Source organism: Pseudomonas sp. NFIX49, assembly GCF_900115915.1.
Classification (GTDB): Bacteria; Pseudomonadota; Gammaproteobacteria; order Pseudomonadales; family Pseudomonadaceae; genus Aquipseudomonas; species Aquipseudomonas pharyngis.
The window spans coordinates 352,242-376,328 of sequence record NZ_FOYE01000007.1; the positions used below are offsets into that span (position 1 = coordinate 352,242).

Below are 24,087 nucleotides of genomic sequence, written 5' to 3' on the forward strand. Positions count from 1 at the left end.
GCACCACCATGAAGAACGTAAAACGCACGCTGTTTGCCGGCGCCCTGGCGTTGCTTTCGCTGCCGGTTATGGCCGACGCCGCCCACCCGAAAATCGGCTTCTCCATTGATGACCTGCGGCTGGAACGCTGGTCCCGCGATCGGGATTACTTCGTTGCTGCGGCAGAAAAAATGGACGCCAAGGTCTTCGTGCAGTCGGCCGATGCCAACGAGCAGAAGCAGATTTCGCAAATCGAAAACCTGATTTCCCGTGGTGTCGATGTCATCGTCATCGTGCCATTCAACGCCACCGTGCTGACCAATGCCGTGGCCGAGGCGAAGAAAGCCGGAATCAAGGTCGTGTCCTATGACCGTCTGATACTCAACGCCGATATCGACGCCTACATTTCCTTCGATAACGAAAAGGTCGGCGAGATGCAGGCCAGCGGCGTGCTGCATGCAGCGCCCAAGGGCAATTACTTCCTGCTGGGTGGCGCGCCCACCGACAACAACGCGAAAGTGTTGCGCGAAGGTCAGATGAAGGTGCTGCAACCGGCCATCGACAAGGGTGATATCAAGATCGTCGGCCAGCAATGGGTGAAGGAATGGAACCCTACCGAGGCGCTGAGCATTGTTGAGAACGCCCTGACCCGCAACGAAAACAAAATCGACGGCATCGTCGCCTCCAACGACGCCACGGCCGGCGGCGCCATTCAGGCCCTGGCCGCTCAGCAACTGGCCGGCAAAGTACCGATCTCCGGACAGGACGCGGACCTGGCAGCAGTCAAGCGGGTGATTGCCGGCACGCAAACCATGACGGTGTACAAGCCGCTGAAACTGATTGCCTCCGAAGCCGCCAAACTCTCGGTGCAACTGGCGCGCAATGAGAAACCCGCCTACGGCTCGCAGTACGACAACGGCAGCAAAAAAGTCGACACCATCCTGCTAACCCCGACCCCGTTGACCAAGGACAACATCGACCTGCTGGAACAGGACGGCTTCTACACCAAGGCGCAGATCGCCGGACAGTGACACTCACTGAGTGATGCCCCCCGCAGGCGTTCTGCTCCTGCGGGTTCAGTCCCGTATCTGCCGCTTATGAGCCTCTGCCATGTCCGACTACCTGCTGCAAATGAACGGCATCGTCAAAACCTTCGGCGGTGTCAAAGCGCTCAATGGCATCGACCTCAAGGTCCGGCCGGGGGAATGCGTCGGGCTGTGCGGCGAGAATGGCGCCGGCAAGTCCACGCTGATGAAAATCCTGTCTGCGGTTTATCCCCATGGCACCTGGGACGGTGAAATCCTCTGGGACGGTCAGCCGCTCAAGGCGCAGTCGATCAGCGAAACGGAAGCCGCTGGTATCGTCATCATTCACCAGGAGCTGACGCTGGTTCCCGACCTCTCGGTGGCCGAAAACATTTTCATGGGCCATGAGCTGACGCTGCCGGGTGGGCGGATGAATTACCCGGCGATGATCCACCGCGCCGAAGCTCTGATGCGTGAACTGAAAGTGCCGGACATGAACGTTTCGCTGCCGGTTTCGCAGTACGGTGGCGGTTATCAGCAACTGGTGGAAATCGCCAAGGCCCTGAACAAACAGGCGCGCCTGCTGATCCTCGATGAACCTTCGTCGGCCCTGACCCGTTCGGAAATCGAGGTGTTGCTGGACATCATCCGCGACCTCAAAGCCAAGGGCGTCGCCTGCGTCTACATCTCCCACAAGCTCGATGAAGTGGCCGCTGTCTGCGACACCATCTCGGTGATCCGCGACGGCAAACACATCGCCACGACCGCCATGGAAAACATGGATATCCCACAGATCATCACCCAGATGGTCGGCCGGGAAATGAGCAACCTCTACCCCACCGAACCCCACGACATCGGCGAGGTGATTTTCGAGGCGCGCCACATCACCTGCTACGACGTCGACAACCCCAAACGCAAACGGGTCGACGACGTGTCCTTCAGCCTCAAACGCGGGGAAATCCTCGGCATCGCCGGGCTGGTCGGTGCCGGCCGCACGGAGCTGGTGACCGCGCTGTTCGGCGCCTACCCCGGTCGCCACGAAGGCGAAGTCTGGCTGGACGGCAAACCCATAGACACCCGCACGCCGCTCAAATCGATCCGCGCCGGCGTGTGCCTGGTGCCCGAGGACCGCAAGCGTCAGGGCATCATTCCCGACCTGGGTGTCGGCCAGAACATCACCCTGGCCGTGCTGGACAGTTTCTCGAAACTGACCCGCATCGACGCCGAAGCCGAACTGGGCAGCATCGATCGGGAAATTTCCCGCCTGCACCTCAAGACCGCGAGCCCGTTCCTGCCGATCACCAGCCTGTCCGGGGGCAATCAACAGAAAGCCGTGTTGGCGAAGATGCTGCTGACACGGCCCCGGGTGCTGATTCTCGACGAGCCGACCCGAGGGGTGGACGTCGGCGCCAAGTATGAGATCTACAAGTTGATGGGGATGCTGGCCGCCGAAGGCGTGTCGATCATCATGGTGTCTTCGGAACTGGCCGAAGTGCTCGGCGTTTCCGACCGCGTCCTGGTCATCGGCGAAGGCCAACTGCGGGGTGACTTCATCAACCATGAACTCACCCAGGAACAGGTGCTCGCCGCCGCACTCAGCCAGCCTGACAGCCATAACAATAAAGATCGGAAATCCGCGTAAATGAATCAGGTCAAACAACTTTTCACCCGCTACAAGATGCTCGCACTGGTGTTTGCCGTGGCGTTGATCTGGCTGTTCTTCAGCTGGCAGACCGAGGGCGGATTTCTGACGCCGCGCAACCTCTCCAACCTGCTGCGCCAGATGTCGATTACCGGGATCCTCGCCTGCGGCATGGTGCTGGTGATCATCAGCGGCGAGATCGATCTGTCCGTCGGCTCATTGCTGGGCCTGCTCGGAGGCGTGGCAGCCATTCTCGATGTTGTCTATCACATACCGCTGCTGGCGAATCTCAGCCTTGTGGTGGTGTGCGGACTGCTGATCGGCCTCGCCAACGGCTACATGGCGGCCTACCTGCGCATTCCGTCGTTCATCGTGGGGCTGGGGGGCATGCTGGCTTTTCGGGGGATTTTGCTGGGGATCACCGGCGGCACGACCATTGCGCCGGTGTCGCCGGAACTCGTCTACATCGGCCAGGGTTATCTTCCACATGCGGTTGGCGCAGGTCTGGGCGTCCTGCTGTTCGCACTGACGTTGTTCCTGACCTGGAAACAACGGCGCAATCGCGCCCTTCACGGTCTGGCAGCGCACTCATTGGTGCGTGACGTGGCACGCGTGTTGCTGATCGGCGCGGTGCTGGCCGGTTTCGTCCAGACCCTCAACAGCTATGACGGCATTCCCGTGCCGGTCCTGCTTCTGCTGATCCTGCTGGGCGGCTTCAGCTACGTGACCAGCCAGACCGTGTTCGGCCGACGCGTCTATTCCGTGGGCAGCAACATGGAAGCGACGCGCCTGTCCGGTATCAATGTGCAGGCCGTGAAACTGTGGATCTTCGGGATCATGGGCGTGATGTGCGCCCTCGCCGGCGTGGTCAACACCGCACGCCTGGCCGCAGGCTCACCCTCGGCCGGCAGCATGGGCGAACTCGACGCCATCGCCGCCTGCTTCATCGGCGGCACCTCGATGCGCGGCGGTTCCGGCACAGTCTACGGCGCCCTCCTCGGCGCCCTGGTCATCACCAGCCTGGACAACGGCATGTCCATGCTCGACGTCGACAGCTACTGGCAGATGATCGTCAAGGGCAGCATTCTGGTGTTGGCTGTCTGGGTGGATGTGAGTACGCGGACTGGGCGACGGTGACAGGCTGCTGCCATCCCAGGCCTTTATCCGGAGCGGGCCAAAGCCTAAATTGGCGTCCATGGCACCGGATCAAGTCGGTGCAATTTCATCGATAACCGAGGAAGTACAGATGGCACGCATTGTCAGGATTCATGAATACGGTGACGCGAGCGTCCTCAAACTGGAAAACGTCGACGTCCCGGCGCCCGCAGCGGACGAAGTGCAGATCGAGGTCAAAGCCTTTGGTCTGAATCGCGCCGAAGTGATGTTCCGCAATCACGCCTATCTGCAGGAAGCAGAGTTTCCCAGCCGTCTCGGCTACGAAGCTGCAGGCGTGGTGGTCGCGGTTGGCGCCAACGTCAGTGAATTCAACATCGGTGATGCCGTCAGCCTGATTCCGCCGCTGGACATCGCGCGCTGGGGTACTTACGGCGAACTGGCCAACGTGCCCGCCCACCTCACCGTCAAACACCCGCAAAACCTGTCGTTTGAACAAGCGGCGGCGTCCTGGATGCAATACGTCACCGCGTGGGGTGCGCTGGTCGAACAGGCCAAATTGCAAAAGGATGATTTCGTGATCGTCACCGCCGCCTCCAGCAGCGTCGGCCTGGCAGCCTTCCAGATCGCGAAAATGGTCGGCGCTACTTCGATTGCCGTCACCCGCACCCGCGCCAAGAAACAGGCCTTGCTCGACGCCGGCGCCGCGCACGTGATCGTCAGCGATGAAGAAGACATGGTTGCAGCCGTCATGGCGTTGACCGACGGCAAAGGCGCGCGGGTGGTGTTCGATCCGGTGGGCGGCCCGTCGTTCGAACCGCTGACCCAAAGCATGGCGCGCGGCGGCATCCTGCTGGAGTACGGCGCATTGAGCCCTGAGCCGACGCCGTTCCCGCTGTTCACCGTGTTGGGAAAATGCCTGACCCTCAAGGGTTACCTCTACTCGGAGGTCGTCTCCGACCCGGCCACCCTGGCACGCGCCAAGGTTTTCATCGGCGACGGGCTGGCTTCAGGTGCGCTGCAACCGATCATTGCCAGGACATTTGGTCTGGATGACATTCAGGAGGCGCATCGCTTTCTTGAGGCCAATCAGCAGGTCGGGAAGATTGTCGTCACGGTTTGAGGTGACGAGTCCCCTGCTCTACTGTTTGCGGTAGAAACGACGAAAGCCTGCTTTTTTCAAAGCAGGCTTTCCTCTGTTAGTAAGCATTAGTTTTTGGTTGGCTGCGAGCTTGCGTAACCGTTCATCAGGCTGTGGCAGTTCGGGATGCGCCGGCTGGAAAATCTGCGTGACCGGCGTCATGCTATGCTCAGAGCAAGTGAACAAGGGCTTTCATAATGACTAAACCAGCCACTGACAGCGTAGCAACCGAGGTTCGTCGGCTTGCCAAGGCACATCACGTTACCGCAGACCGTGACAGCATGAGCTGCATGGCGGTTACCATCACTCGTCTGGCAGGAGATGTTGTCGAGCTGGACGGCGTTGAGCAATTGCTCGTCAACCTCAAAAAGAAAGGTGTGCTGAACAAGTCCGAAATCATGTCGTACCAAGGACGCTACCTTATGGAAAAGAGGCGTTCGAAAAAGAAGCTTAGTGCATGACATTTGATCCTTTCGGCGATTTCGAAACAGCGGGTTACCTTCAAAACTCGCTCAAGCTCAAAGACCCCACTGAAGTAAAAGAGTCCGAGCATCTCGCCTTCGAAGCGAGTATCGAAGACGCTCTGGCCTATCTGGCCAAGAAAAAAACCATCGATTTCAAATCCGTTCTTAAGACACATGAAATCCTGTTCTCAGGTTTTTATCCCTGGGCGGGAAAAGACAGGAACGAACTGGTACCCCACCTCGCTGTTTTCAAGGGATCGAAAGAGGATCCTCACCACACCGTCTTTGAACGTCCCGACCTCATTAAAAGGTCCGTCGAGTACGCTCTTGAACTTGCAGCAAACAAGAAACGCTTCAGAGATCGTCCAGGGGAAGTGATGGGGCAGCTCGCCTCTGCTCACCCGTTTCTGGATGGCAATGGCCGCACAATACTGCTTGTGTACATGGAACTGTGCTATCGGACGAGGTTTGCCATCAATTGGTCAAAAACCAACAAGGACGAATATCTCCGCGCACTCAGCAATGAAATTCAAGATCCATTCAAAGGGCATCTCGACACCTACCTGTTACCTTTCGTCATCGACATCTCCAGCCGTGACGAATGGCCGGAGATGATCGGCGGCATAAAAGGATTGGATGGCCTGGACAAAGAAGGCATTTCGTATGGGAACCTTGATGATCCGGAGGTTCAGCAGCTCTATAAAATCTATAGAGCTCAGCTAATCGAATGACGAACGCGTCCGGAATAACGCAATAAAAACGAAAGCCTGCTTTTTTCAAAGCAGGCTTTCATCTATCCAGCATCCGGTTATTTCTGATGCGCCGTCAGTGCGGCATAGCCGTTCATCAAGTTGCGGTAGTTCGGAATGCGCTGGGACAGCAGGTTGCCCAGGCCTTCGATGTCGTTGCGCCAGTCGCGGTGCAGTTCGCAGGCTACCGAGAACCAGTTCATCATCTGTGCACCGGCCTGGGTCATGCGGTTCCACGCCGCTTGCTGCACGGTGGTGTTGAAGGTGCCGGAGGCGTCGGTCACCACGAACACGTCAAACCCTTCCGCCAGCGCCGACAGGGTCGGGAACGCTACGCACACATCGGTCACGACACCGGCAATGATGATCTGCTTGCGGCCGGTGGCCTTGATCGCCTTGACGAAGTCTTCGTTGTCCCATGCGTTGATCTGGCCTGGACGGGCGATGTATGGCGCGTCCGGGAACATTTCCTTGAGTTCCGGCACCAGCGGGCCGTTCGGGCCTTGTTCGAAACTGGTGGTGAGGATGGTCGGCAATTCGAAGAACTTGGCCAGATCGGCCAGCGCCAGCACGTTGTTCTTGAACTCGTTTGGCGAGAAGTCCTGAACCAGAGAAATCAGACCGGTCTGGTGGTCGACCAGCAGAACTACGGCGTCGTCTTTGTTCAGGCGGTTGTAGGTTGGAGTGCTCATGTGTGAATCCCTTTTTAATTGTGGAAGTTCGTTTGCGTTCAAGATGGGCACAGATTACTGACTCGCCTGAAAGCGATAAATCGTCTGAAAAGCGTTTCACCGTCAACTCAAAACGGACAATTCGCTCAAACTGCCGAGCAGATCACACAGCCAGCCCGACCTTCCCCCCGATCCTTGTCATACTGTTCACTCGCTCACAACGACAGCCAGGGAATGTTGATGCCCGGACGCAACACGCAAGCGCCCACCCCAGATGAAACACCGCGCGCGCCTCGTCAAGGCGTGAAGGCCGGTTCGACCTTTCGCCTGACCGTCAGTTTCATGCTGATGGTGGTCGTGGCTTTTCTGACCGTCGAGAGCTGGAGGACGTGGCGTGACTATCGTTCGGTCTTTGCTTCCGCGCGTGATTCGGTAACCAACCTCGCCCGCGCCACGGCGCAACATGCCGAGGACACCATCCGCCAGGTCGATGTGCTGACTGCGGGGCTAGCCGAACGGGTCGAAGGCGATGGTTTGCAGAACCTGGATGTGGCACGGATTCACAAGCTGCTCATCCAGCAGTCGAAAATCATGCCGCAGCTGCATGGCCTGTTCATCTACGGCCCGGACGGCCAGTGGATCGTGACCGACAAGGAGGTCACGCCCGAAACCGCCAACAACGCCGACCGCGATTATTTCCAGTACCACCGCACCCATGAAGACCGGCACGTGCGCATCGGTCAGGTGGTGGAAAGCCGTTCCACCCATGACCTGATCATTCCGATCTCGCGGCGTTTGAACAACCCCGACGGCTCGTTCGCCGGTGTGCTGCTGGGGACGGTCAAGGTCAGTTATTTCGTCGACTATTACGGTGACTTCCGCATCGATGATAAAGGCGCGCTGGTGCTGGCGATGCGCGACGGCACGATCCTCGTGCGCCGGCCGTTCATTGCCTCCGTGGTCGGCAAAAGCCTGGCGAACAGCGAGATCTTCAAGACCTACCTGCCCAATGCCAACCAGGGCATTGTCCAGATCAGGGCGGTGGTCGACGACACCGAACGCCTTTATGGCTATCGCGCGCTGACCACCTATCCGCTGGTGGTCGAGGCCGGTTTGTCCCGTGACTCCATCATCGCGCCGTGGCGCCAGGACCTGCTGAAAAACGGATTCGTGCTGGTGTTCCTGATTCTGGTCCTGGCCTGTTTCGGGCTCATCGTTCTGAGCCAGTTGCGTCAGCGGATGGCGATGGAACGGGAGATCCGTTCCGCGCACAAGACCATGCGCGACATGGCGCTGACCGACAGCCTCACAGGCCTCGGCAATCGCCGACGCCTGGACGCGGCGCTGACGGACGAGATTCGCCTGGCCCGGCGTCAGGGTTCGCCGCTGTCATTGATCATGCTCGATGTCGACTACTTCAAGCGCTACAACGACCAGTACGGTCATGCCGCCGGCGATGACTGCCTGATCGCGGTCGGCGACGGCATCCGCAAAGCGGTCAAACGCCCCTCGGATCTGGCCGTGCGCTACGGCGGCGAGGAATTCACCGTGCTGTTGCCCAACACCGACAACGCCGGGGCGATTCAGGTGGCCGAAGACATTCTGCAGACCATTCGTTCACTGGAGCTTGAACATGCCGGGCATCCACTGGGATACGTCACCGCGAGTGCGGGGATCACCACGCGCTATCCGGTTGACGATGCGGTGACCCCGGCCACTTTGCTCAAGTCGGCGGACACTTGCCTCTATCAGGCCAAGCAACAGGGCCGGAATCGCTGGTGTTCGGCGCAGGCATCCCGGCAAATACAGCCGATTGCGGCCATGCCGCGTACCGATCGCTGAGAGCAACTACCACCCGCCAATTCCAGCGTCCTTCAAGTACATAAGCAGCGTCCTACATCAGCCGTCCCTCACGCCTGATTACGTGGGCGCCCTCGCCTTCGATACCGTCTGCTGCCTGATCCGGACAGAACACAGACGATGCGAAGAAAAGGCAAAGGTACCGAACTCCGAAACCAAACGCTCAAATCAGAAGCCCGCAAACTTGCGCATGAAACACTTTCCATGGATCCAGGAGCTCTGGCAGCCGGGATTAATGCTCAGTTGCTCAGGATCGACCCGATCACGCCCTTGGCAATCAACGCATATCATCAGTGGAGCGGGCCCATTGGGTACCCATGGGATGATGTACTTGAGTGGAAAACAAAAGATGCAAAAGGTCTGGACTTGGCTTTCTGGTACGAAGATGAGCTGTGCGGTTTGTGCTATGCAACGCCACGAAAAAGCACAATCTGCATAAAAATCGTTCTTTTGCAGGGTCACACCTGCAAGGCCCATACCCTGCGAGGCTGGATCGCACCAATGGCACTACTGACAACAGAGTTCTATGCCCGAAAGCTGGGATGTACCGAAATTGAAGTTCAAGAACCTGACTCAGGTGCTATCTCCTACTACCAAACGCTTGGATTTTATTTTGACACGACTGACCGCCTTGTCTTTCCACTGGCCCCCCCATAAGATCGACTCAAGCAACCAGACACGAGAGGTGTCCATGAAACACAAGAAGCCAAAAGCTCAACCAGCGCTTGCTTCCAGACTTCGTGCCGAAGAGCCCGGTTTGCCCATCAGGGTTTCCGCTAGTCAGCGGCACTTTTTGAAAGTAGCCGCAACGTGTGGCAAAGAAATGGAGCCTGATGGTTGGCTCGCCGGTGGCAGAACCTGAATCCCGCTTTGAAAAAACCGCCTGATTGGCGGTTTTTTTCGCTTCAATATTGGCGCGCCCCGCGCCGGGCGCTCCAAAGACAGTGACGTGAAGCAAAAGCAGGAGAATTCCGAAAGCCCGCGCTTCATGATTTATTTACCGGCTCAACCTTGGAATCGGCCCACACTCCCTCATATCAAGGAACATCTGCGACCCATTCGAGAGGAAGGACATGCCATGACCACTCAAACCGAAACTGCGATTCTCGCCGGCGGCTGCTTCTGGGGCATGCAGGATCTGTTGCGCCGCTACCCCGGCGTGCTGCAGACGCGGGTCGGTTACACCGGCGGCGACGTGCCGAACGCCACTTACCGCAATCATGGCAATCACGCCGAAGCCATCGAAATCGTCTTCGACCCTGCCGTGATCAGCTATCGGCAGATCCTCGAGTTCTTCTTCCAGATCCACGACCCGAGCACACCCAACCGCCAGGGCAACGACCTCGGTCCGAGCTATCGTTCGGCGATCTACTACCTGAACGAGCAGCAACGCGATATCGCCGAAGACACCGCTGCCGACGTCGACGCATCAGGCCTGTGGCCAGGCCGGGTGGTCACCGAAATCGAACCGGCGGGCCCGTTCTGGGAAGCGGAGCCGGAGCATCAGGATTACCTTGAGCGCATTCCGAATGGCTACACCTGCCACTTCATTCGCCCGAACTGGAAGCTGCCGAAACGCGGTTGAGGTGCAGCGGGGTCTGTGTGCAACGCGGTATTGGTCGCGTTGTGCCTGATCCCTTTCTTCGTCGTACCTGAGGTGCGAGCACCAACAACCCCTCAGCTTGATCTAGCCTTGGAAATGCCCCCCTTCATATCTCTTTATGAGCAAGACCCGATGACCTCGAAGCTGACCGTCGCAAAACTTTTAGGCCCTTGGTCAGGAGATGCCCCGACAGGGCTCACGCAGCGCTGCAGAGAGGCCTGGGACACACCCATCGAGCAGTTGAGTGACCTGATGGTCGCGACTTTTCTGAATCAGGATATTGCTTTCGAGCAGATGCTCATTGAGGCGAAACGGCGCATGGACGCTGATGAGCGTGATGACACCGAATATTTTGATGGGCAGCTTTTGGAAGCAATGACACGAGTGCCAAAACCGTAAAGAAACACCAGTACTCCGGATCTGCCACCTGACCACCCGTAGATGGAATGCCTATGTATGGGGCGACGCAAAATGAAAGGGTCGTACACCGAGGGGCCTTCGGCGCGTCCCCCTTTTTGTGCTTGGTCCTTTGCTTGACGCTTGCAGCACCAGCCCAGGCTGACACCTGCCCCGCCGGCGAAAAACAAGTGTGTCTCGACAGCTGCATTTGCCTGCCGGACCCGGGGCGTCTGTCTGAAGACCTGTTCCTGATCGCGGCACCCGCTCTGGCGATGGGATTGACCCAGGCCCGCGCCGAAGCCGCCAGCACCGAGATCAAACCGATTCCCCCGCACATCCGGGAGCAACTGTTGCGCTGGTATGACCCCGGCGTCCTCGATGCCGTGCACTACAAAGTCACCAACGGCGGCCAATACAACGCCGCCACGGCCATCCTGCAAAACCCGGATGTCGGCGCGGTGACGCTGATCGACATCATCCTGTTCCGCGATGCTGAAACCGCAGAACACAACTTCGCGCTCTGGGCCCACGAACTGAAGCACGTGCAGCAGTTTCAGGAATGGGGAGTCGACGGGTTTGCGCAGCGCTACACGCAGGATTTCAATGCGGTCGAGGCACCGGCGTATGCGATACAGGGCGAAGTCAGACGTTGGCTGCGAGCCGAAGCCCGGTGATCGGACATCCCCTGCGTCCATGCCGGGGCCAGCCCCACCGTTCAAGCACCAGAAACACCTAGGCCTTGCCCGCTGAAACCGCCACCCTCGCCTGTCCATGCTGGCGCGTGGTCACCAGACCGATAAAGGAAATCGCCAGCGCCAGGCCGATGGTCGACGTCACTTCCAGACGATGCTCGGGCGTGACCATCATCACCGCCAGCGCGGCGCAGATGAACGCGATCACCAGCCACGTCAGCCATGGAAACAGCCACATGCGAAACGTCAGCTCGACGTTCTGCCGACGCAGCATCCGGCGCATGCGCAATTGCGAAACCGCGATCACCAGATAAACCAGCAACGCAATCGCACCGGAACTCGCGAGCAGAAACTGGAACAATCCGGCCGGCATGAAATAGCTGAACAGCGTCACCCCGGCACCGATCACGGTGCTGGCGATCACCGCCGACCTCGGCACGCCCGCCGCGGAGGTCACTTTCAGCGGTTGCGGAGCATCGCCACGACGACCCAGCGAGAACAGCATCCGCGAAGAAATGTAGATCGAGGAATTCATGCAACTGGCCACTGCGATCAGCACGACCACATCGACCAGGAATTTGGCGTTGGGAACGTTCATCAACTCCAGCGCGCGCTGGTAAGAACCGACGGACGCCAGCAGCGGATCGTTCCACGGCACCACGGAAATCACCACGAAAATCGACAGCAGATAAAACACGCCGATGCGCCAGATCACCGAGCGCGTGGCCTTGGCGATGTTCTGCGCCGGGTTGCTCGATTCGGCGGCCGCGATGGTCACCGCTTCGGTTCCGATAAAACTGAACATGATGGTGATGAACGCCCCGACCACCGCCGACAAGCCATTGGGCGCAAACCCGCCATGCTCTTCCATCAACCGGCTCAACCCGCTGGCCTCACGCTCCGGAATCCAGCCCATCAACACCGCGAAACCCAGCCCGATGAACCCGATGATCGCCACCACTTTGGCCATCGCAAACCAGAACTCGAACTCACCGTACTTGGACACGCTGAACAGGTTGGTCACCACCAGCAAAATGATCGACAGCAACGCAAACAACCACGCATCGACCTGAGGAAACCACTGATTCAAGACATGCCCGGCGGCCAGCGCTTCGATCGGAATGACCAGCACCCAGAACCACCAATACAACCAACCAATGGTGAACCCCGCCCAGCGGCCGATGGCCTGATCGGCATAGGTGGAAAACGATCCCGTGTCCGGGTGAGCCACGGCCATTTCACCGAGCATGCGCATGACCAGCACGACCAGCAGACCGGAGAAGAGATAAGCGAGCAAGACGGCCGGGCCGGCGGCGGCAATGGCGTGGCCGGAGCCGACAAACAGCCCCGCACCGATGATGCCGGCAATGGAAAGCATGGTGACATGACGCGGCTTGAAGCCCTGCGCCAACTGACCGTTCGAGTCCTTCGAGTTCAGGCTATTCATTGTTTTTGTTGTTCTCTGGTGATCGACGTTTGGGCGTACTGACGACGTGTCAGGCGATCATCATTTCTTCCTCTTGCCCTGCTCCAGAGCGGCGCACCTCAAGCGCTGCAGCGTTACAAATCGGTCGGACGACGACGCAGGGCGATGAAATGATGCGTCACCTTACGTGCCCGGCGTTGATCGCAAATAGCCTGGGAGCGGCACGACGGTGTCTGATTTCGACATGGTGAATAGCGTTCGGGCCCGTTCGAGAGCGCCTTCACAAAATTAAAAAAGGTAAAAAAGGGTAAAAAAGGGGACTGATTTATTTAGGAAAAATGACTAAAAAAGGGGACTAAAAAAGGGGACTGATTTATTTAGGAAAAATAGATCAGTCCCCTTTTTCACGTCCCCTTTTTCACAAGCCGATGTCGCTGAACAGTTGAGCGACCGCCGGCTTCAGCTCTTGGTCAGATCAACCAACGGTGTCTGCCGCACCTCGGTCTCCCGCCCGGCCTGAATGTCGCTCACCTGCTTCAAGGCCTTGTCCACGGCCGCCTTATCCGCCAACAAGCTGTAGCTGATGCGGAAGTTTTTGTGTTCCTTCGGCCCGATTGTCGGTACCAGGTTCAGTGGCCGCTGATAACGGCGGTTGTAGGAAAAACTCGTCCCCGGCTCCAGCCCGGTGACATAACCCTGGCGTTGGGTATCGGTGTTCTTCCACAGGGAAAACACCGGCAACGTCTGCGTATTGAAGCCAACCGAAACGCCCAGGCTGCCGGCCTTGTTATGCAACACGGTCAACGTATCGCCCTTGGCATCGGCATACGGCACGACGTTGTAAACAGTTTCGTCGTAGTCCTTGGTCGGTGCGCGGTAGGTTTGCCATTCGGGCAAATCGCCCTTGGCTTTGTCGTTGAACGGCGACACTTGTTTCACAGGCGCGGCGAAACGAGCGCCCTGCTCCAGAAACGGGGTGCTGAAGTTGCTGTGGTACAGCGCCTGGTATTCCTTCGGATAGTCACCGTTGTTGGTCAGAGTGTCGTTAAGCGCGAACACTACGCTGCCGGGTTCGGTGACCAGTTCGGTGGCGACGGAGAAGTCGACTTTCTTGAACGCCTGCTCTTTCAGCTCACCGCGCAGGGTAATGGCGTACGGTGGCGTTTCATCGATGTGCAGAGTGACTTTGTTCGCAGGAATGTTGGCGGCCCGGCCGTGCAGGGTCAGCAGTTCGCCGTTGTCGACGCCGGGGTGACCGACCCATTCGTATCCGCAGCGGGTCACCAGCTCATTGAAACCTTCGAGCCAGCCCAGACCACCGCGACCATTGAGTTCGATGAAGGACGGATTGACCACTTCCTTGACCGGCGAATCCCAGCCCATGCGCACGTCGCCGACCGAGGCCTGCAAGACATTCATTCCCCGCGTCGGCACCACCGAGAGTTTCATCGTGCCGTTATCGATGTCGACAATGCTGACGCCCTCCTGCCGACCACCATGCAAGGTGCGCAGGCTGACGCTGAAGGGTTTGTCGGTTTTCACGCCGAGTTGCTGGCTGGTGATCTGCCAGTTTTGAGCAGCTTTGTCGGTGTCGAGCAGAACGTAATCCCAGGCCATGGCATGGGAGGCAGCGGACAGTGCGCTGAGGGCAACAACGAGTTTGAGCGGGGTCATGGGAGCAGCCTTTCTTGGAGTTGTGTCGTTTTTATAAACCTGCTGAAACGATTCATCAAGCTTAAAAAGTGATGCGCGCTGGTAGGTGCCGAGAAAGAATGGGTACGGACTGGAAAATTGAAATCGATGTGATTGCGTTATCCCGCAGACTGGAATCCGCTTTCATTCAGGAGCGGCATGGGGTCTGATTTCGACATGGCGAGGGCAACGTGTTTAAGCGTTTTTTGAATGGTGTTTAGAAACGCCCGGCATTACTTCCCCACGGCTACAGCGTCTTGCGTCATTGCCTACGACTACGCCAGAATCCGCCGGCTTGTGCGTCTGGGGTGCGGGTTTTATCGTTTCCGGGTCACTGAAAAACAGTGATCGGGTTTGGTAGCCCGCAGCGCTGACGCATTGCGTCACCTATGCAGTTGCATTCATGCGACTGGATTTATGGTGGCCATGCTCAGGGCTTCTTCGGAAGCGCCGGTTCCAGTGCTCCGGTCTACCAACCTGCGTATGGTCGCCACCCCTCGTTTGGTAGCGAGAGTGGATGACTCCCATTTAATAAGTGCTGGAGATTCATCTATGTTCAAACCAACACCGAACCCACCGGAAACCGATCCGGTTTCCCCGTACAAATTTCCCGACTCCCGAACGCTCAACGAAGCGGCCGAACGCGCGCTCGATCACTACCTCACACCGCAGCAACGGATCATGGGCAGCCATCACAAACACGACCCCATGTACATGGCCAACCCGGCCTACAACACCGAATCACTCCTGGCCAACGCCAGCGAATCATTGGGCTCGGCCAGCGAGATGCTCAACAACTTCGCTGCGACGCTGGAGCCGGCCCATCGCAAGACTGCGATCGGGATTGCGCAGTTGGTGATGTTGAGTGAGTTGGCGGTGAACCAGGCGTTGGATCATGTTGAGGTTAAGAGCTAAACCCCTACCCTCTTAACGTCCGGATAGCACGCATCGACAGAGGGAGTGAGCGTTGCCAATAGCTGCCATGGTAAATGGCAGCTATTGGCCAAAAAGAGACAGTGGACATTACCTACGCCAAGGCGCTAGCGTCAGCCCCTTCAATGTGAGGGCTACAACATGGACGCTATTGCCGACTACTCAAATGAACACCATCGCCGTTGCGTCGTGGAACTCTGGCAAACCGTTTTCGGCTACGAAACCGCGCACAACACTCCCAGCCTCGCTATCGACAAAAAACTGGCCGCAGCGGATGGCCTTTTCTTTGTTGCCCTGTCAGGAAATGAAGTTGTTGGCACCGTTCTCGCCGGATACGACGGCCATCGTGGATGGTTGTACTCGGTGGCGGTGCACCCGTCGTACCGCAGAAAAGGCATAGGGATGAGTCTGGTCCGTCATGCAGAGGGGGCTTTGACGGCGCGAGGCTGCATGAAAATCAATCTGCAAATCGTCAGCTCAAATGAAAGTGTCAAAGCGTTTTATGAGTCTCTGGGCTACTCGACCGAACCTCGCATCAGCATGGGGAAGAAGATCGAGTCGAATATAGTGGTTCCTGAAGAGAAGCCCTTTTTTCGGTAAACGCCCGGTCAAGTCGCCTTGACTTAAGTGCCGGGAGAGAATGACGCTGACGCAGGTGTGAGCAGTGGCCATTTTTCTCGTCCCCATTTTTTCTAGCCGTTAGTTTCATCACACCCCATAAGGACATGCCCTTGCGAAGATTGCGCCTCAGTAACAAAAAACTCCGAAACATCCCCCGCCATCTCCGTGCATTGGAATACTGGGCCGCGAGTTTCAACGGTGAGTTCCATCCTCGCTTCGATGAGCACGAGCGCTACTCAAACTGGAAAATCCCGGTAATCAACACCCTCGTTCAAGGTCCGCAAGCACGTATCGAAGTGCAGGCCTTCTGTGTTCAGCAGTTGCTCGAAGCAGCAGCCCACCTTTCACGCGCGGCGGATCGCAGCCAAGGCTACTACCGCGTCGCCTGCTTATTGACTTGGCCCTGGTTACACCAGAGTGAAGTGACTGTGTTCTATGATCGTGAGTACTACTTGAGTTTTCTGGGGCAGCAGAACTCGCTTGCCCCGATACACTTGAGCGATAGGCTAGCCTTGGATTTGCCCGAGCAATTCATTGAGCATGGACATGATGTAACCCAGGACGATGATGAAGTTGACGTTCAGTGGTGGTGTATCGGGGAGCGTGCCTGACTAATGGCTCGATCCGACAACGGGGACTGCTTTGCTTCAGAAAAATAAATCAGTCCCCTTTTGTTCTTAGGTTCGGTCCCCTTTTGTTCGCTAGGCCTGATTCGGGTGATTGGGACGGGTAGTAGACAAGCTAATGGCAAAATAGTAGCTTCCGAACAGCACTGCCGACCAACCATACGGGTTCTACCCAGAAAGGATTTCAGATGGCTGATTTCGCCAAAAAGATTCAATCTAAATACATTGAAAAAAACCGGTATTCAAACTTCGGATCTAGTTTGAGGAAAGTCGTTATAGAAGGATTCAGGGGAATTTCATCGCTCGAACTCAACCTTGATTATCCGATTACTGTAATTTCAGGACTCAATGGAGCAGGCAAAAGCACTTTGGGGCAACTTGCTATTTGTGCATATAAGAAGCCTTCCACCGCAACCGATTACAAAAGGCAATACATCAAGGATTTCTTTCCGGTTTCACCAGCTGACCCAAAGCCAATATCTGATGACGCAAAAGTAACTTACTTCTATGAAACAGACGATCATAAAAAACCACAGGAAGTTTCTGTTGCCCGCGCCAAATCTGCGTGGTCAGGATATAAAAGACAACCGGAGCGACACTGTTATTATGTAGGATTTACCGTTTACATCCCAAAGGTTGAAAGACGAGACCTAAGCATTTACGGGGGCGCGCGATTACTGTTCACCGATAAAAGAGAGATAGAAGAAGACATCATAAAAAAAATGGCTAAAATCATAGGCCACAAATATGACGATGTTAACTTTCAAGGAATTTCTCACAAAGGAAAAGAGCTTGAAGTCGGGATCGCATCAAGGCTGGGATATTCTTACTCTGAAAACAATATGGGCTTTGGGGAAGGTCGCATACTTTACACGGTAGATGCATTAGAGACATCGCCAGAGCAAAGCTTGTTTATTCTTGAAGAGCCTGAAACATCATTGCACGAAAGTGCTCAGTACGAATTTGCGAAGTATCTTATAGATGTATGCAACAGGCGCCACCATCAAATTATCCTATCTACACACTCTAGCGTTATTATTGGAGCTCTACCATCTGAAGCAAGGAAATTGATTCTTAGAGACGAAAACGGAGTGGAAATAATCGATCGAATCTCATCCAATCAGGTGAGGTCTATTCTTTCATCGGGACATGTCCGTCAACTCGATATTTGCGTCGAAGATATTTTTGCTAAAGTTTTGTTAACAGAAGTCATCAGATTAAAACGGAAGGAATTATTAAAAACCGTTGCGATTCACGACATAGGAGATAAAGACGCTGTACGCGAAGCCGTTCGCGTTCTTCAAAAAACCGGCAAAAAAGCCATTGCCGTAAGAGATGCTGATGTTGGCAGCGCTCCTCAAGAAAGTTTGTACTCATTTCCTGGTAGCCGCCCTCCAGAAGTAGAAGTATTTCAGCACCCTGACATTCAAAACTTTCTAAAGAAGAAATATGGCCTGGACGTGAACTGGGTGCTTGAGAAAAACAGTATCACGGACCACCACAAATTCGCACAATGTTTAGCTGCAGAAGCAGAAACCGAAGAGAGTGTTATCAGAACAAATGCAATTGAACAGTATATTTTAAGAATCAGCGATGAGTTTGATACTTTAATAGAGAGCATTGAGCGCCACGTAAACTTGTGAAACCTAATTTGCGATAAAGTGGGGCCCACAAATCCCACACCCTTTTTAGATGATCCCAAGCAACTTGGAATCGTCCATGGCAGCTTCAACGTCGACATTGTTCAAAAAAAGGGGATGATTTATTCTTCAGAATTAAATCAGCCCCTTTTTTTTCGCTTTCAACAACTGGTTCTCACCAACAAACGCTATTGAAGGTGATCTTATTCTACCTAGAATTCTCCCGTAAACGGTCGTCCGCTCTTGGCCGTTAGCGATCACGTCTGACCGGCTGCGTGCCCCATTTCAAGCCATTTAGCGCCACTATCAACTGTTGTTCAGTGGGCATAACGTTACGAATCTTTATTGATTTCACTGGAATTCCGCAGCTTTTGGCCATTTTAATCTCCCATTGAACCCATTGGGATTGTTCAACAGATGCCGTTTCCAGTAGCAGTAATAGGCTTGAGTTCTGTAATTCGGATTTTACGCGAGCCTGTTTCATTGGGGAGTCATTATGGATAAGGTCAATAAAAGGTTTACCTAGTGTAGAAATGATGCTCAGCAATGATGCCAAGGACTCTTTATTTATGATCGAGTCCCGGGTCGTGTAGCTGACAAATATTTTGCTGTTTTTATTCGAGCATAAATCATGAGATTTTTTCATAAATAACGCCCCCAAAACTAAGTATCAATGCATAGAAGTACAGACTCATTGATCGATTAAAAAATGCGCTCCCCCAAGAGTTTTCAAGCTTTGAAACATGCTCTTGCTTGTTTGAGTTTCGGGTTCTTATTTGATCGACAAGTTTGTTTATTTTCTGTCTGTTCGCCCTCTGATAGTAGTACGCATTAGCATCGCACAACCAAAAACCAAAGCTTATTGCGGCGCATATATGCGAAATCGAACTCCAGCTTGTCGGGGTTCCGAATTTAAGCAACGCCGCGATAACAATTCCAATTACACCAACACAAAGTTTTTTATATTCAAAGCATTGATTACTTATTTGTAGAGTTGCTTCATGAAGCTGCTCAATTGATGACCAATCAAGTTCGTCTTCATGGCATTTTTTGTACTCATTTCTTTCCATTATACAAGCCTTGATATTTTTCGGCGAAATGGTAATCGCGACTAACGAAGGATAGCGATTTATGATTGCAGAAACGCATATGCCAAGCAATCAAGAAAGAGGCAAACTCGAATAACCTTGAATTCACCGAAAAAGTGCACAACTGTCTGCTTTTGGCCGATAGCATTCACTCGCAAGCACCGTCACTCCCACCCAAACCGCCCCACCGAAAACAACGAAAGATCCAGCTCACTCTCCCCCCGCAAACACCACTGCGCAAACGCCTCCCCCAGCGCCGCCGAGTGTTTGAACCCATGCCCGGAGCACGCAGACACCACCAACGTGTGCTGCAACCGTGGATGCTCATCAATGATGAAATGCCGATCCGGCGTAACGGTGTAGGCGCAAACCGCTGACTTCACCACCCGATCCGTCAGCCCGGCAATCCGCCCCTTCACCTGCTGTTCGTACATCTCGCGTTCTTCCTCGGCCGAGACTGTGCGATCCAGAGTTTCAGGCGTGGATGCGCTGTGATACTGCGCCGTCGCCACCTTCAAACTGCCCTCCCCCGGCAATGCGGGGAAGCCATAGAAATCGTCGTCCGGGCCGTGAGTGAAGATGAACGTGGGTGAGTGGCCGACCAGTTCCGCGTCGGGCTCGGTTTCGAACCAGAACAGTTTTTGCCGATAGACGCTGAGCAGTCTGTCGAACGGTGCGCCGAGCAAGCCGCCCGCCCAGTTGCCGGCGGTGACCACCAGTTTTTCCGCTCGCACGGTGCGCTGGTCGGTGGTGACGGTGACGCCCTGTTCGTCCGAGCTGATGTGGGTCACGGTCTCGCCCTTGTACAGCGTGGCGCCGTGTTGTTCGGCCAATCTGAGTTGCACGTCGATGCAGCGTTCGGGCCGTACAAAACCGCCTTCGGGCTCGAAGTAGCCAATGGCGTCGTCGCGCACCTGGGCAAACTGCGGGAAGCGCTGGCGGATCTGGGCGGCGTCGAGGACTTCGTGTTCGATGCCGTAGGTCTGTGCCAGGGCGATGGTGCGCAGGGTGAAGTCGGTTTCGTCGCCGGGATCGAAGTCGGGGCTGGAGGTCAGCACCAGCAGGCCGGACTGTTCGAACAGGGACTCGCCCGACAGCGCTTCCAGTTCGCGCCAGATGCGGTGGGAGTTGCGCACGATGGGCACGTACTGCGCGCCCTCGCCCACGGACAGCCGGGTGATGCGGGTGTCGCCATGGCTGGAGCCGAACGTGTGCGGCGGATGGTGGCGGTCGATGCCGACCACGTTGACCCCGGCCTTCGCCAGTTGATACACCGTGGCCGCGCCCATGGCGCCGAGGCCGATGACCAGTGCTTCGCATCGTTCCATGATTGATTTCCGCTCAGACAAAAGAGCCACAGTGAAGCGGATCAGGCGATGGAAAACAATCCGTTGAGCGCCGCGCCCAGGCAAAAATGCGGGAGCCGGGCTAATTCAATCAGGTTGTCTGTCGGTACTAACTGTAATCAAGCGAAATTTGAGGTTGGGAACCCGGGGAATGTCCTTTTGACCAGCCACTGATTGTCCTTTCGTCCATGCATCGACAGCCCCTCGCAAGGGGCTGCACGACGTTAACGAAGCAGGAAAATCGGGGCTGTAGGACGCGTCTCTAAAAACGTGGGGATTGTTCGACGTGAACGGATTGCATCTCGCCAACCACAGCCTCAATCACACACAACGCCGTCGGCGACAAGCTTCTACCCTGCAAACTCACCACCCCGATTTCAGAATGAAATCCCGGCCTGTCGACAACATGAAGCTCGATCAAACGCCCCACCCGAATGTCTTCAGCTACGGCGCCATGGATAACGCCGAGGATGGTGTCAGTCGAGCCGGCCACGGTCTTGAGCAACGCCACGTCATCACACTCCAGCACGATGGGCAGTGCCTGGCGGGTGGAGATGCCGAGGGTTCGGGCGGTCTCGAGCTTCACCACTTCCGGCAGGCGCGTTGTGGCGATGCCGTAGCCTTCCAGTTCGCCCATCGACACCTGGCGTCCGGCCAGCGGGTGCTCCGGTCGTACGAAAAAGCCTGCCGAGACTTGGCCCAGCGAACGGATCAGCAGGTCGGATACCGCCGTGAAGTTGCGGATATCAGCAACAAAGAATTCGATCGCCTCAGCGCGCAGTCGCGCTTCGAGAATCTGCCAGTTGTTCACTTCCACGCGCAGGGTGACCGCCGGGTGATCCAGGCGCAGTCGCGGCACTACTTGATGCATCAACATGGCCGCCGGGAACGGGCCGACGCCGAAGGCGAGGCTGCCCAGTTGGCGATCGCTGTAGAGCGCCATGTCCCGCTCCAGCGAACGGGCATCGAACAACAGCCGCCGCGCCCGCTCGATCAGAAACTCTCCCGCCGGTGTCGGGCGGACGTCGCCGGTGTCGCGATCGAACAGGCGCTGCCCGGTTTCGCTCTCCAGCGCCTGAATGCTGCGGCTCAGGGCCGGCTGGCTGAGGTGCACGCGCTCGGCCGCGCGGCCGAAATGGCGTTCATCGGCCAGTGCGAGAAGGTGTGACAGTCGTTTAAGGTCCATTCACGCGATGCTAGCGACGCATTATCCGGATGTAAACAATGCATTGGATACATCGCTGCCCTGCCCCTAGGCTGGAGCGCATTCGCCCCTCGGAGAACAACAAGAATGAAACCGACCCTTTACACGATCCTCGCCCTGACGCTGGTGTCCCTCGCCGGCTGCGACAACAAGCCCAGCATCGCAGCCGGCGACGCCACGCCCGCCACGGCCGCGCTGATCCAGGCGTCGATCAAGGGCCTGGATCTCAGCGACAACCGGGACATGGAAGATGCCCAGCGCGGTTTCATCGCCCGGCCCACCGGCAAGATCCTCGGCGCTGACGGCAATGTCCTGATCGATTTCGATGCGTACCGCTTCGTCGAAGGCCAGGCGCCGGCCACTGTCAACCCGAGCCTGTGGCGGCACGCGATGCTCAACGCACAGATCGGTCTGTTCAAGGTTCGCGACGGGATTTACCAGTTGCGCGGTTTCGACATCGCCAACATGACACTGATCGACGGGCAGACCGGCTGGATCGTGGTCGACCCGCTGACCTCCCGGGAATCTGCCGCAGCGGCGTTGGCATTTGCGCGCGAGCATCTGGGCAACAAGCCCGTCACCGCGATCATTTTCACCCACGACCATGCCGACCATTTCGGCGGTGTGCTGGGCATCACCTCGAGCAGCGAAGTGGCCCAGCGCAACATTCCCATCGTCGCGCCCGCCGGTTTCATGGAGGAAGCCACCAGTGAAAACATCCTGGCGGGGCCGGCGATGGCGCGGCGTTCGATGTATCAGTTCGGCAAGAACCTGACGCCGGGCGCCACCGGCATTGTCGACACCGGGCTGGGCAAGAACGTCGCTTACGGCAGCATGGGCATCCTGCCGCCGACGCAGATCATCGACCAGCCGATCCAGCCGCTGGTGCTCGACGGCGTCAGCTTCGTGTTCCACAACATGCCCGGCGCGGAAGCCCCGGCCGAGCTGACCTTTTCGATCCCCGCGCTCAAGGCATACGGCGGTGCGGAGCTGCTGACGCAGACCATGCACAACCTGCTGCCGATCCGTGGCGCCAAGGTCCGCGATGCGCTGCGCTGGTCCGACTACATGCAAATCGCCCTCGACGAACTGGGCGACACCGAGGTCTATTTCGGTCAGCACAACTGGCCGATCTGGGGCAACGAACGGATCCGCGAATTCATCACCAAGCACCGCGACGTCTACAAATACCTGCACGACCAGACCGTGCGCCTGATGAACGCCGGCTACATCCCCAACGAGATCGCCGACAAGATCCAGCTGCCGGATTCGCTGGCATCGTACTTCGGCACCCGTGGCTATTACGGCGACCTGCGCCACAACGTAAAAGCGATCTACCAGATGTACCTGGGCGCCTACGACGGCAACCCCGCCCACTTGAATCCGCTGGTGCCAAAGGAATCGGCAAAGCGCTACGTCGAATTGATGGGAGGCAATGCCAAAGTGATCGAAGCCGCCCGCGTGGCCTATGACAAGGGCGAATACCGCTGGGTCGCCGAGCTGCTGGATCAGGCCGTGCTGGCCAAACCCGACGACACGGCGGCCAAGGAACTGCTGGCCCGCGCGTACGAACAGATGGGCTATCAGGCGGAATCGGCAACCTGGCGCAACAGTTACCTGACGGCGGCCATGGAGCTGCGCAACGGCCCGCCGGCCAAGGGCGTCAAACGCTCCGACCTGATCGAGCTGATGAAGCAGACGCCCACCGAACGTTTCCTCGAAGCCATGGCTGCGAGCCTCGACGGGCCGGCGGCGGATGGCAAGCACTGGACGTTCAATCTGGTGCTGACCGATACGAATGAATCGTTCGTGCTGTGGATCGAGAACGCCGTGCTGCACTACCGAAAAGGCCCGACCGCGGCGAACGCCAACGCAACGCTGACCGTCACCAAGGACCTGTTCGTCCAGCTGCTGGGCGGCGCTGCCGGACTGAAGGAAGCGTTCACCTCCGATGATCTGAAGGTGGATGGCAGCAAGGTCGATCTCGTGAGATTCCTGGGGCTGCTGGAAAAGGCGTCGGGGAATTTTGCGATAGTCGCCCGGGCAGGAAACTGACCCACCGAGGCCATCGATTGATCAAACTCCCGGTCGATGGCCTCTGGACGCTTACCCAAGCAAAATCCAATGAAAACCGGAGGCTCGGTCAAAGCTTTCCATTGGATTGTTCAGCATC

Annotated in this window: 23 protein-coding genes and 1 pseudogene; 16 read left to right on the plus strand and 8 right to left on the minus strand. The window is 56.8% G+C overall.

The window, feature by feature from the left end; genetic code table 11:
- The first annotated feature begins 8 nt into the window (after positions 1 to 8).
- The 4 genes from xylF (at position 9) to BMZ46_RS21775 (ending at position 4,882) form a co-directional block, all read left to right on the plus strand.
- On the plus strand, positions 9 to 1,010 hold the full coding sequence (xylF, locus tag BMZ46_RS21760) for a D-xylose ABC transporter substrate-binding protein (protein WP_039771102.1): 1,002 nt from the start codon (positions 9 to 11) through the stop codon (positions 1,008 to 1,010).
- 79 nt (positions 1,011 to 1,089) lie between these two features.
- Complete coding sequence (xylG, locus tag BMZ46_RS21765) at positions 1,090 to 2,646, plus strand: D-xylose ABC transporter ATP-binding protein (RefSeq protein ID WP_039771100.1); 1,557 nt, start codon at positions 1,090 to 1,092, stop codon at positions 2,644 to 2,646.
- Positions 2,647 to 3,783 (plus strand): sugar ABC transporter permease, encoded by a 1,137-nt coding sequence (locus BMZ46_RS21770; protein ID WP_039771099.1) that lies wholly within the window; start codon positions 2,647 to 2,649, stop codon positions 3,781 to 3,783.
- 109 nt (positions 3,784 to 3,892) lie between these two features.
- Positions 3,893 to 4,882 carry a zinc-dependent alcohol dehydrogenase family protein gene (locus tag BMZ46_RS21775; RefSeq protein WP_074690748.1) on the plus strand — a complete coding sequence of 330 codons (990 nt, stop codon included), beginning with the start codon at positions 3,893 to 3,895 and terminating at the stop codon, positions 4,880 to 4,882.
- 18 nt (positions 4,883 to 4,900) lie between these two features.
- On the opposite strand, the gene BMZ46_RS29400 is transcribed toward BMZ46_RS21775, so the two are convergent.
- On the minus strand, positions 4,901 to 5,062 hold the full coding sequence (locus BMZ46_RS29400) for a hypothetical protein (RefSeq protein ID WP_170844935.1): 162 nt from the start codon (positions 5,060 to 5,062) through the stop codon (positions 4,901 to 4,903).
- 35 nt (positions 5,063 to 5,097) lie between these two features.
- Between BMZ46_RS29400 and BMZ46_RS21780 the strand changes: the two genes are divergently transcribed.
- On the plus strand, positions 5,098 to 5,361 hold the full coding sequence (locus tag BMZ46_RS21780; protein WP_074690747.1) for a hypothetical protein: 264 nt from the start codon (positions 5,098 to 5,100) through the stop codon (positions 5,359 to 5,361).
- Positions 5,358 to 6,095 carry a Fic family protein gene (locus BMZ46_RS21785; RefSeq protein WP_074690746.1) on the plus strand — a complete coding sequence of 246 codons (738 nt, stop codon included), beginning with the start codon at positions 5,358 to 5,360 and terminating at the stop codon, positions 6,093 to 6,095. The genes BMZ46_RS21780 and BMZ46_RS21785 overlap by 4 nt, the downstream gene beginning before the upstream one ends.
- 77 nt (positions 6,096 to 6,172) lie before the next feature.
- On the opposite strand, the gene ycaC is transcribed toward BMZ46_RS21785, so the two are convergent.
- Complete coding sequence (gene ycaC, locus BMZ46_RS21790; RefSeq protein WP_007958138.1) at positions 6,173 to 6,805, minus strand: isochorismate family cysteine hydrolase YcaC; 633 nt, start codon at positions 6,803 to 6,805, stop codon at positions 6,173 to 6,175.
- Positions 6,806 to 7,024: 219 nt separating this feature from the next.
- On the opposite strand from ycaC, the gene BMZ46_RS21795 reads away from it, so the two are divergent.
- The 5 genes from BMZ46_RS21795 to BMZ46_RS21815 all read left to right on the plus strand — a co-directional run bounded on the left by BMZ46_RS21795 (position 7,025) and on the right by BMZ46_RS21815 (position 11,320).
- Positions 7,025 to 8,626 carry a sensor domain-containing diguanylate cyclase gene (locus BMZ46_RS21795; protein ID WP_074690964.1) on the plus strand — a complete coding sequence of 534 codons (1,602 nt, stop codon included), beginning with the start codon at positions 7,025 to 7,027 and terminating at the stop codon, positions 8,624 to 8,626.
- 138 nt (positions 8,627 to 8,764) lie between these two features.
- Complete coding sequence (locus tag BMZ46_RS21800; RefSeq protein WP_039771094.1) at positions 8,765 to 9,301, plus strand: hypothetical protein; 537 nt, start codon at positions 8,765 to 8,767, stop codon at positions 9,299 to 9,301.
- A gap of 421 nt (positions 9,302 to 9,722) precedes the next feature.
- A complete protein-coding gene (gene msrA, locus BMZ46_RS21805) occupies positions 9,723 to 10,229 on the plus strand; it encodes a peptide-methionine (S)-S-oxide reductase MsrA (RefSeq protein WP_011333723.1) in 507 nt (168 codons plus the stop codon).
- A gap of 150 nt (positions 10,230 to 10,379) precedes the next feature.
- A complete protein-coding gene (locus BMZ46_RS21810; RefSeq protein ID WP_134333823.1) occupies positions 10,380 to 10,646 on the plus strand; it encodes a hypothetical protein in 267 nt (88 codons plus the stop codon).
- A gap of 47 nt (positions 10,647 to 10,693) precedes the next feature.
- Entirely contained in the window at positions 10,694 to 11,320 is a 627-nt protein-coding gene (locus BMZ46_RS21815; protein ID WP_254778444.1) for an eCIS core domain-containing protein, read from the plus strand.
- Between the two features lie 58 nt (positions 11,321 to 11,378).
- Here the strand turns inward: BMZ46_RS21815 and gabP are convergent, their stop codons facing one another.
- Together gabP and BMZ46_RS21825 are read right to left on the minus strand one after the other, a co-directional pair.
- Positions 11,379 to 12,785 (minus strand): GABA permease, encoded by a 1,407-nt coding sequence (gene gabP, locus BMZ46_RS21820; RefSeq protein WP_074690743.1) that lies wholly within the window; start codon positions 12,783 to 12,785, stop codon positions 11,379 to 11,381.
- Positions 12,786 to 13,223: 438 nt separating this feature from the next.
- Entirely contained in the window at positions 13,224 to 14,438 is a 1,215-nt protein-coding gene (locus tag BMZ46_RS21825; RefSeq protein WP_074690742.1) for an aldose 1-epimerase family protein, read from the minus strand.
- A gap of 570 nt (positions 14,439 to 15,008) precedes the next feature.
- Here BMZ46_RS21825 and BMZ46_RS21830 point away from each other — a divergent pair.
- From BMZ46_RS21830 to BMZ46_RS21845, 4 genes and pseudogenes are all read left to right on the plus strand, one after another.
- Entirely contained in the window at positions 15,009 to 15,371 is a 363-nt protein-coding gene (locus BMZ46_RS21830) for a DUF6124 family protein (protein WP_074690741.1), read from the plus strand.
- Positions 15,372 to 15,539: 168 nt separating this feature from the next.
- A pseudogene (locus BMZ46_RS21835) lies at positions 15,540 to 15,989 on the plus strand (GNAT family acetyltransferase); the annotation flags it as partial.
- 125 nt (positions 15,990 to 16,114) lie between these two features.
- Complete coding sequence (locus tag BMZ46_RS21840; protein WP_256574569.1) at positions 16,115 to 16,621, plus strand: DUF3916 domain-containing protein; 507 nt, start codon at positions 16,115 to 16,117, stop codon at positions 16,619 to 16,621.
- A gap of 203 nt (positions 16,622 to 16,824) precedes the next feature.
- Positions 16,825 to 18,279, plus strand: coding sequence for an ATP-dependent nuclease (locus BMZ46_RS21845; RefSeq protein ID WP_074690740.1), 1,455 nt, complete (start codon positions 16,825 to 16,827; stop codon positions 18,277 to 18,279).
- A gap of 247 nt (positions 18,280 to 18,526) precedes the next feature.
- Here BMZ46_RS21845 and BMZ46_RS29165 read toward each other — a convergent pair whose 3' ends face one another.
- The 4 genes from BMZ46_RS29165 to BMZ46_RS21855 form a co-directional block, all read right to left on the minus strand.
- Positions 18,527 to 18,922, minus strand: coding sequence for a TIR domain-containing protein (locus BMZ46_RS29165; RefSeq protein ID WP_139184878.1), 396 nt, complete (start codon positions 18,920 to 18,922; stop codon positions 18,527 to 18,529).
- A complete protein-coding gene (locus BMZ46_RS29170) occupies positions 18,906 to 19,346 on the minus strand; it encodes a hypothetical protein (RefSeq protein WP_074690738.1) in 441 nt (146 codons plus the stop codon). Before BMZ46_RS29170 ends, BMZ46_RS29165 begins: the two co-directional genes overlap by 17 nt.
- A gap of 182 nt (positions 19,347 to 19,528) precedes the next feature.
- Positions 19,529 to 20,692, minus strand: coding sequence for an N-methyl-L-tryptophan oxidase (solA, locus tag BMZ46_RS21850; RefSeq protein WP_170844936.1), 1,164 nt, complete (start codon positions 20,690 to 20,692; stop codon positions 19,529 to 19,531).
- 280 nt (positions 20,693 to 20,972) lie between these two features.
- Positions 20,973 to 21,896 (minus strand): LysR family transcriptional regulator, encoded by a 924-nt coding sequence (locus BMZ46_RS21855; RefSeq protein ID WP_074690737.1) that lies wholly within the window; start codon positions 21,894 to 21,896, stop codon positions 20,973 to 20,975.
- A gap of 105 nt (positions 21,897 to 22,001) precedes the next feature.
- On the opposite strand from BMZ46_RS21855, the gene BMZ46_RS21860 reads away from it, so the two are divergent.
- Entirely contained in the window at positions 22,002 to 23,969 is a 1,968-nt protein-coding gene (locus BMZ46_RS21860; RefSeq protein WP_074690736.1) for an alkyl/aryl-sulfatase, read from the plus strand.
- Positions 23,970 to 24,087: the final 118 nt, after the last annotated feature.

Excerpts from the sequence above, each read along its gene's own strand:
- xylF (WP_039771102.1), top strand. The coding sequence starts at position 9 with ATGAAGAACGTAAAACGCACGCTGTTTGCCGGCGCCCTGGCGTTGCTT.
- gabP (WP_074690743.1), bottom strand. The coding sequence starts at position 12,785 with ATGAATAGCCTGAACTCGAAGGACTCGAACGGTCAGTTGGCGCAGGGC.
- solA (WP_170844936.1), bottom strand. The coding sequence starts at position 20,692 with ATGGAACGATGCGAAGCACTGGTCATCGGCCTCGGCGCCATGGGCGCG.
- ycaC (WP_007958138.1), bottom strand. The coding sequence starts at position 6,805 with ATGAGCACTCCAACCTACAACCGCCTGAACAAAGACGACGCCGTAGTT.
- msrA (WP_011333723.1), top strand. The coding sequence starts at position 9,723 with ATGACCACTCAAACCGAAACTGCGATTCTCGCCGGCGGCTGCTTCTGG.
- BMZ46_RS21800 (WP_039771094.1), top strand. The coding sequence starts at position 8,765 with ATGCGAAGAAAAGGCAAAGGTACCGAACTCCGAAACCAAACGCTCAAA.
- BMZ46_RS21845 (WP_074690740.1), top strand. The coding sequence starts at position 16,825 with ATGGCTGATTTCGCCAAAAAGATTCAATCTAAATACATTGAAAAAAAC.
- BMZ46_RS21770 (WP_039771099.1), top strand. The coding sequence starts at position 2,647 with ATGAATCAGGTCAAACAACTTTTCACCCGCTACAAGATGCTCGCACTG.
- BMZ46_RS21825 (WP_074690742.1), bottom strand. The coding sequence starts at position 14,438 with ATGACCCCGCTCAAACTCGTTGTTGCCCTCAGCGCACTGTCCGCTGCC.
- BMZ46_RS21840 (WP_256574569.1), top strand. The coding sequence starts at position 16,115 with ATGCCCTTGCGAAGATTGCGCCTCAGTAACAAAAAACTCCGAAACATC.
- BMZ46_RS29170 (WP_074690738.1), bottom strand. The coding sequence starts at position 19,346 with ATGGAAAGAAATGAGTACAAAAAATGCCATGAAGACGAACTTGATTGG.
- BMZ46_RS21775 (WP_074690748.1), top strand. The coding sequence starts at position 3,893 with ATGGCACGCATTGTCAGGATTCATGAATACGGTGACGCGAGCGTCCTC.
- BMZ46_RS21830 (WP_074690741.1), top strand. The coding sequence starts at position 15,009 with ATGTTCAAACCAACACCGAACCCACCGGAAACCGATCCGGTTTCCCCG.
- BMZ46_RS21855 (WP_074690737.1), bottom strand. The coding sequence starts at position 21,896 with ATGGACCTTAAACGACTGTCACACCTTCTCGCACTGGCCGATGAACGC.
- xylG (WP_039771100.1), top strand. The coding sequence starts at position 1,090 with ATGTCCGACTACCTGCTGCAAATGAACGGCATCGTCAAAACCTTCGGC.
- BMZ46_RS29400 (WP_170844935.1), bottom strand. The coding sequence starts at position 5,062 with ATGACGCCGGTCACGCAGATTTTCCAGCCGGCGCATCCCGAACTGCCA.
- BMZ46_RS29165 (WP_139184878.1), bottom strand. The coding sequence starts at position 18,922 with ATGAAAAAATCTCATGATTTATGCTCGAATAAAAACAGCAAAATATTT.
- BMZ46_RS21810 (WP_134333823.1), top strand. The coding sequence starts at position 10,380 with ATGACCTCGAAGCTGACCGTCGCAAAACTTTTAGGCCCTTGGTCAGGA.
- BMZ46_RS21860 (WP_074690736.1), top strand. The coding sequence starts at position 22,002 with ATGAAACCGACCCTTTACACGATCCTCGCCCTGACGCTGGTGTCCCTC.
- BMZ46_RS21780 (WP_074690747.1), top strand. The coding sequence starts at position 5,098 with ATGACTAAACCAGCCACTGACAGCGTAGCAACCGAGGTTCGTCGGCTT.
- BMZ46_RS21795 (WP_074690964.1), top strand. The coding sequence starts at position 7,025 with ATGCCCGGACGCAACACGCAAGCGCCCACCCCAGATGAAACACCGCGC.
- BMZ46_RS21785 (WP_074690746.1), top strand. The coding sequence starts at position 5,358 with ATGACATTTGATCCTTTCGGCGATTTCGAAACAGCGGGTTACCTTCAA.
- BMZ46_RS21815 (WP_254778444.1), top strand. The coding sequence starts at position 10,694 with ATGCCTATGTATGGGGCGACGCAAAATGAAAGGGTCGTACACCGAGGG.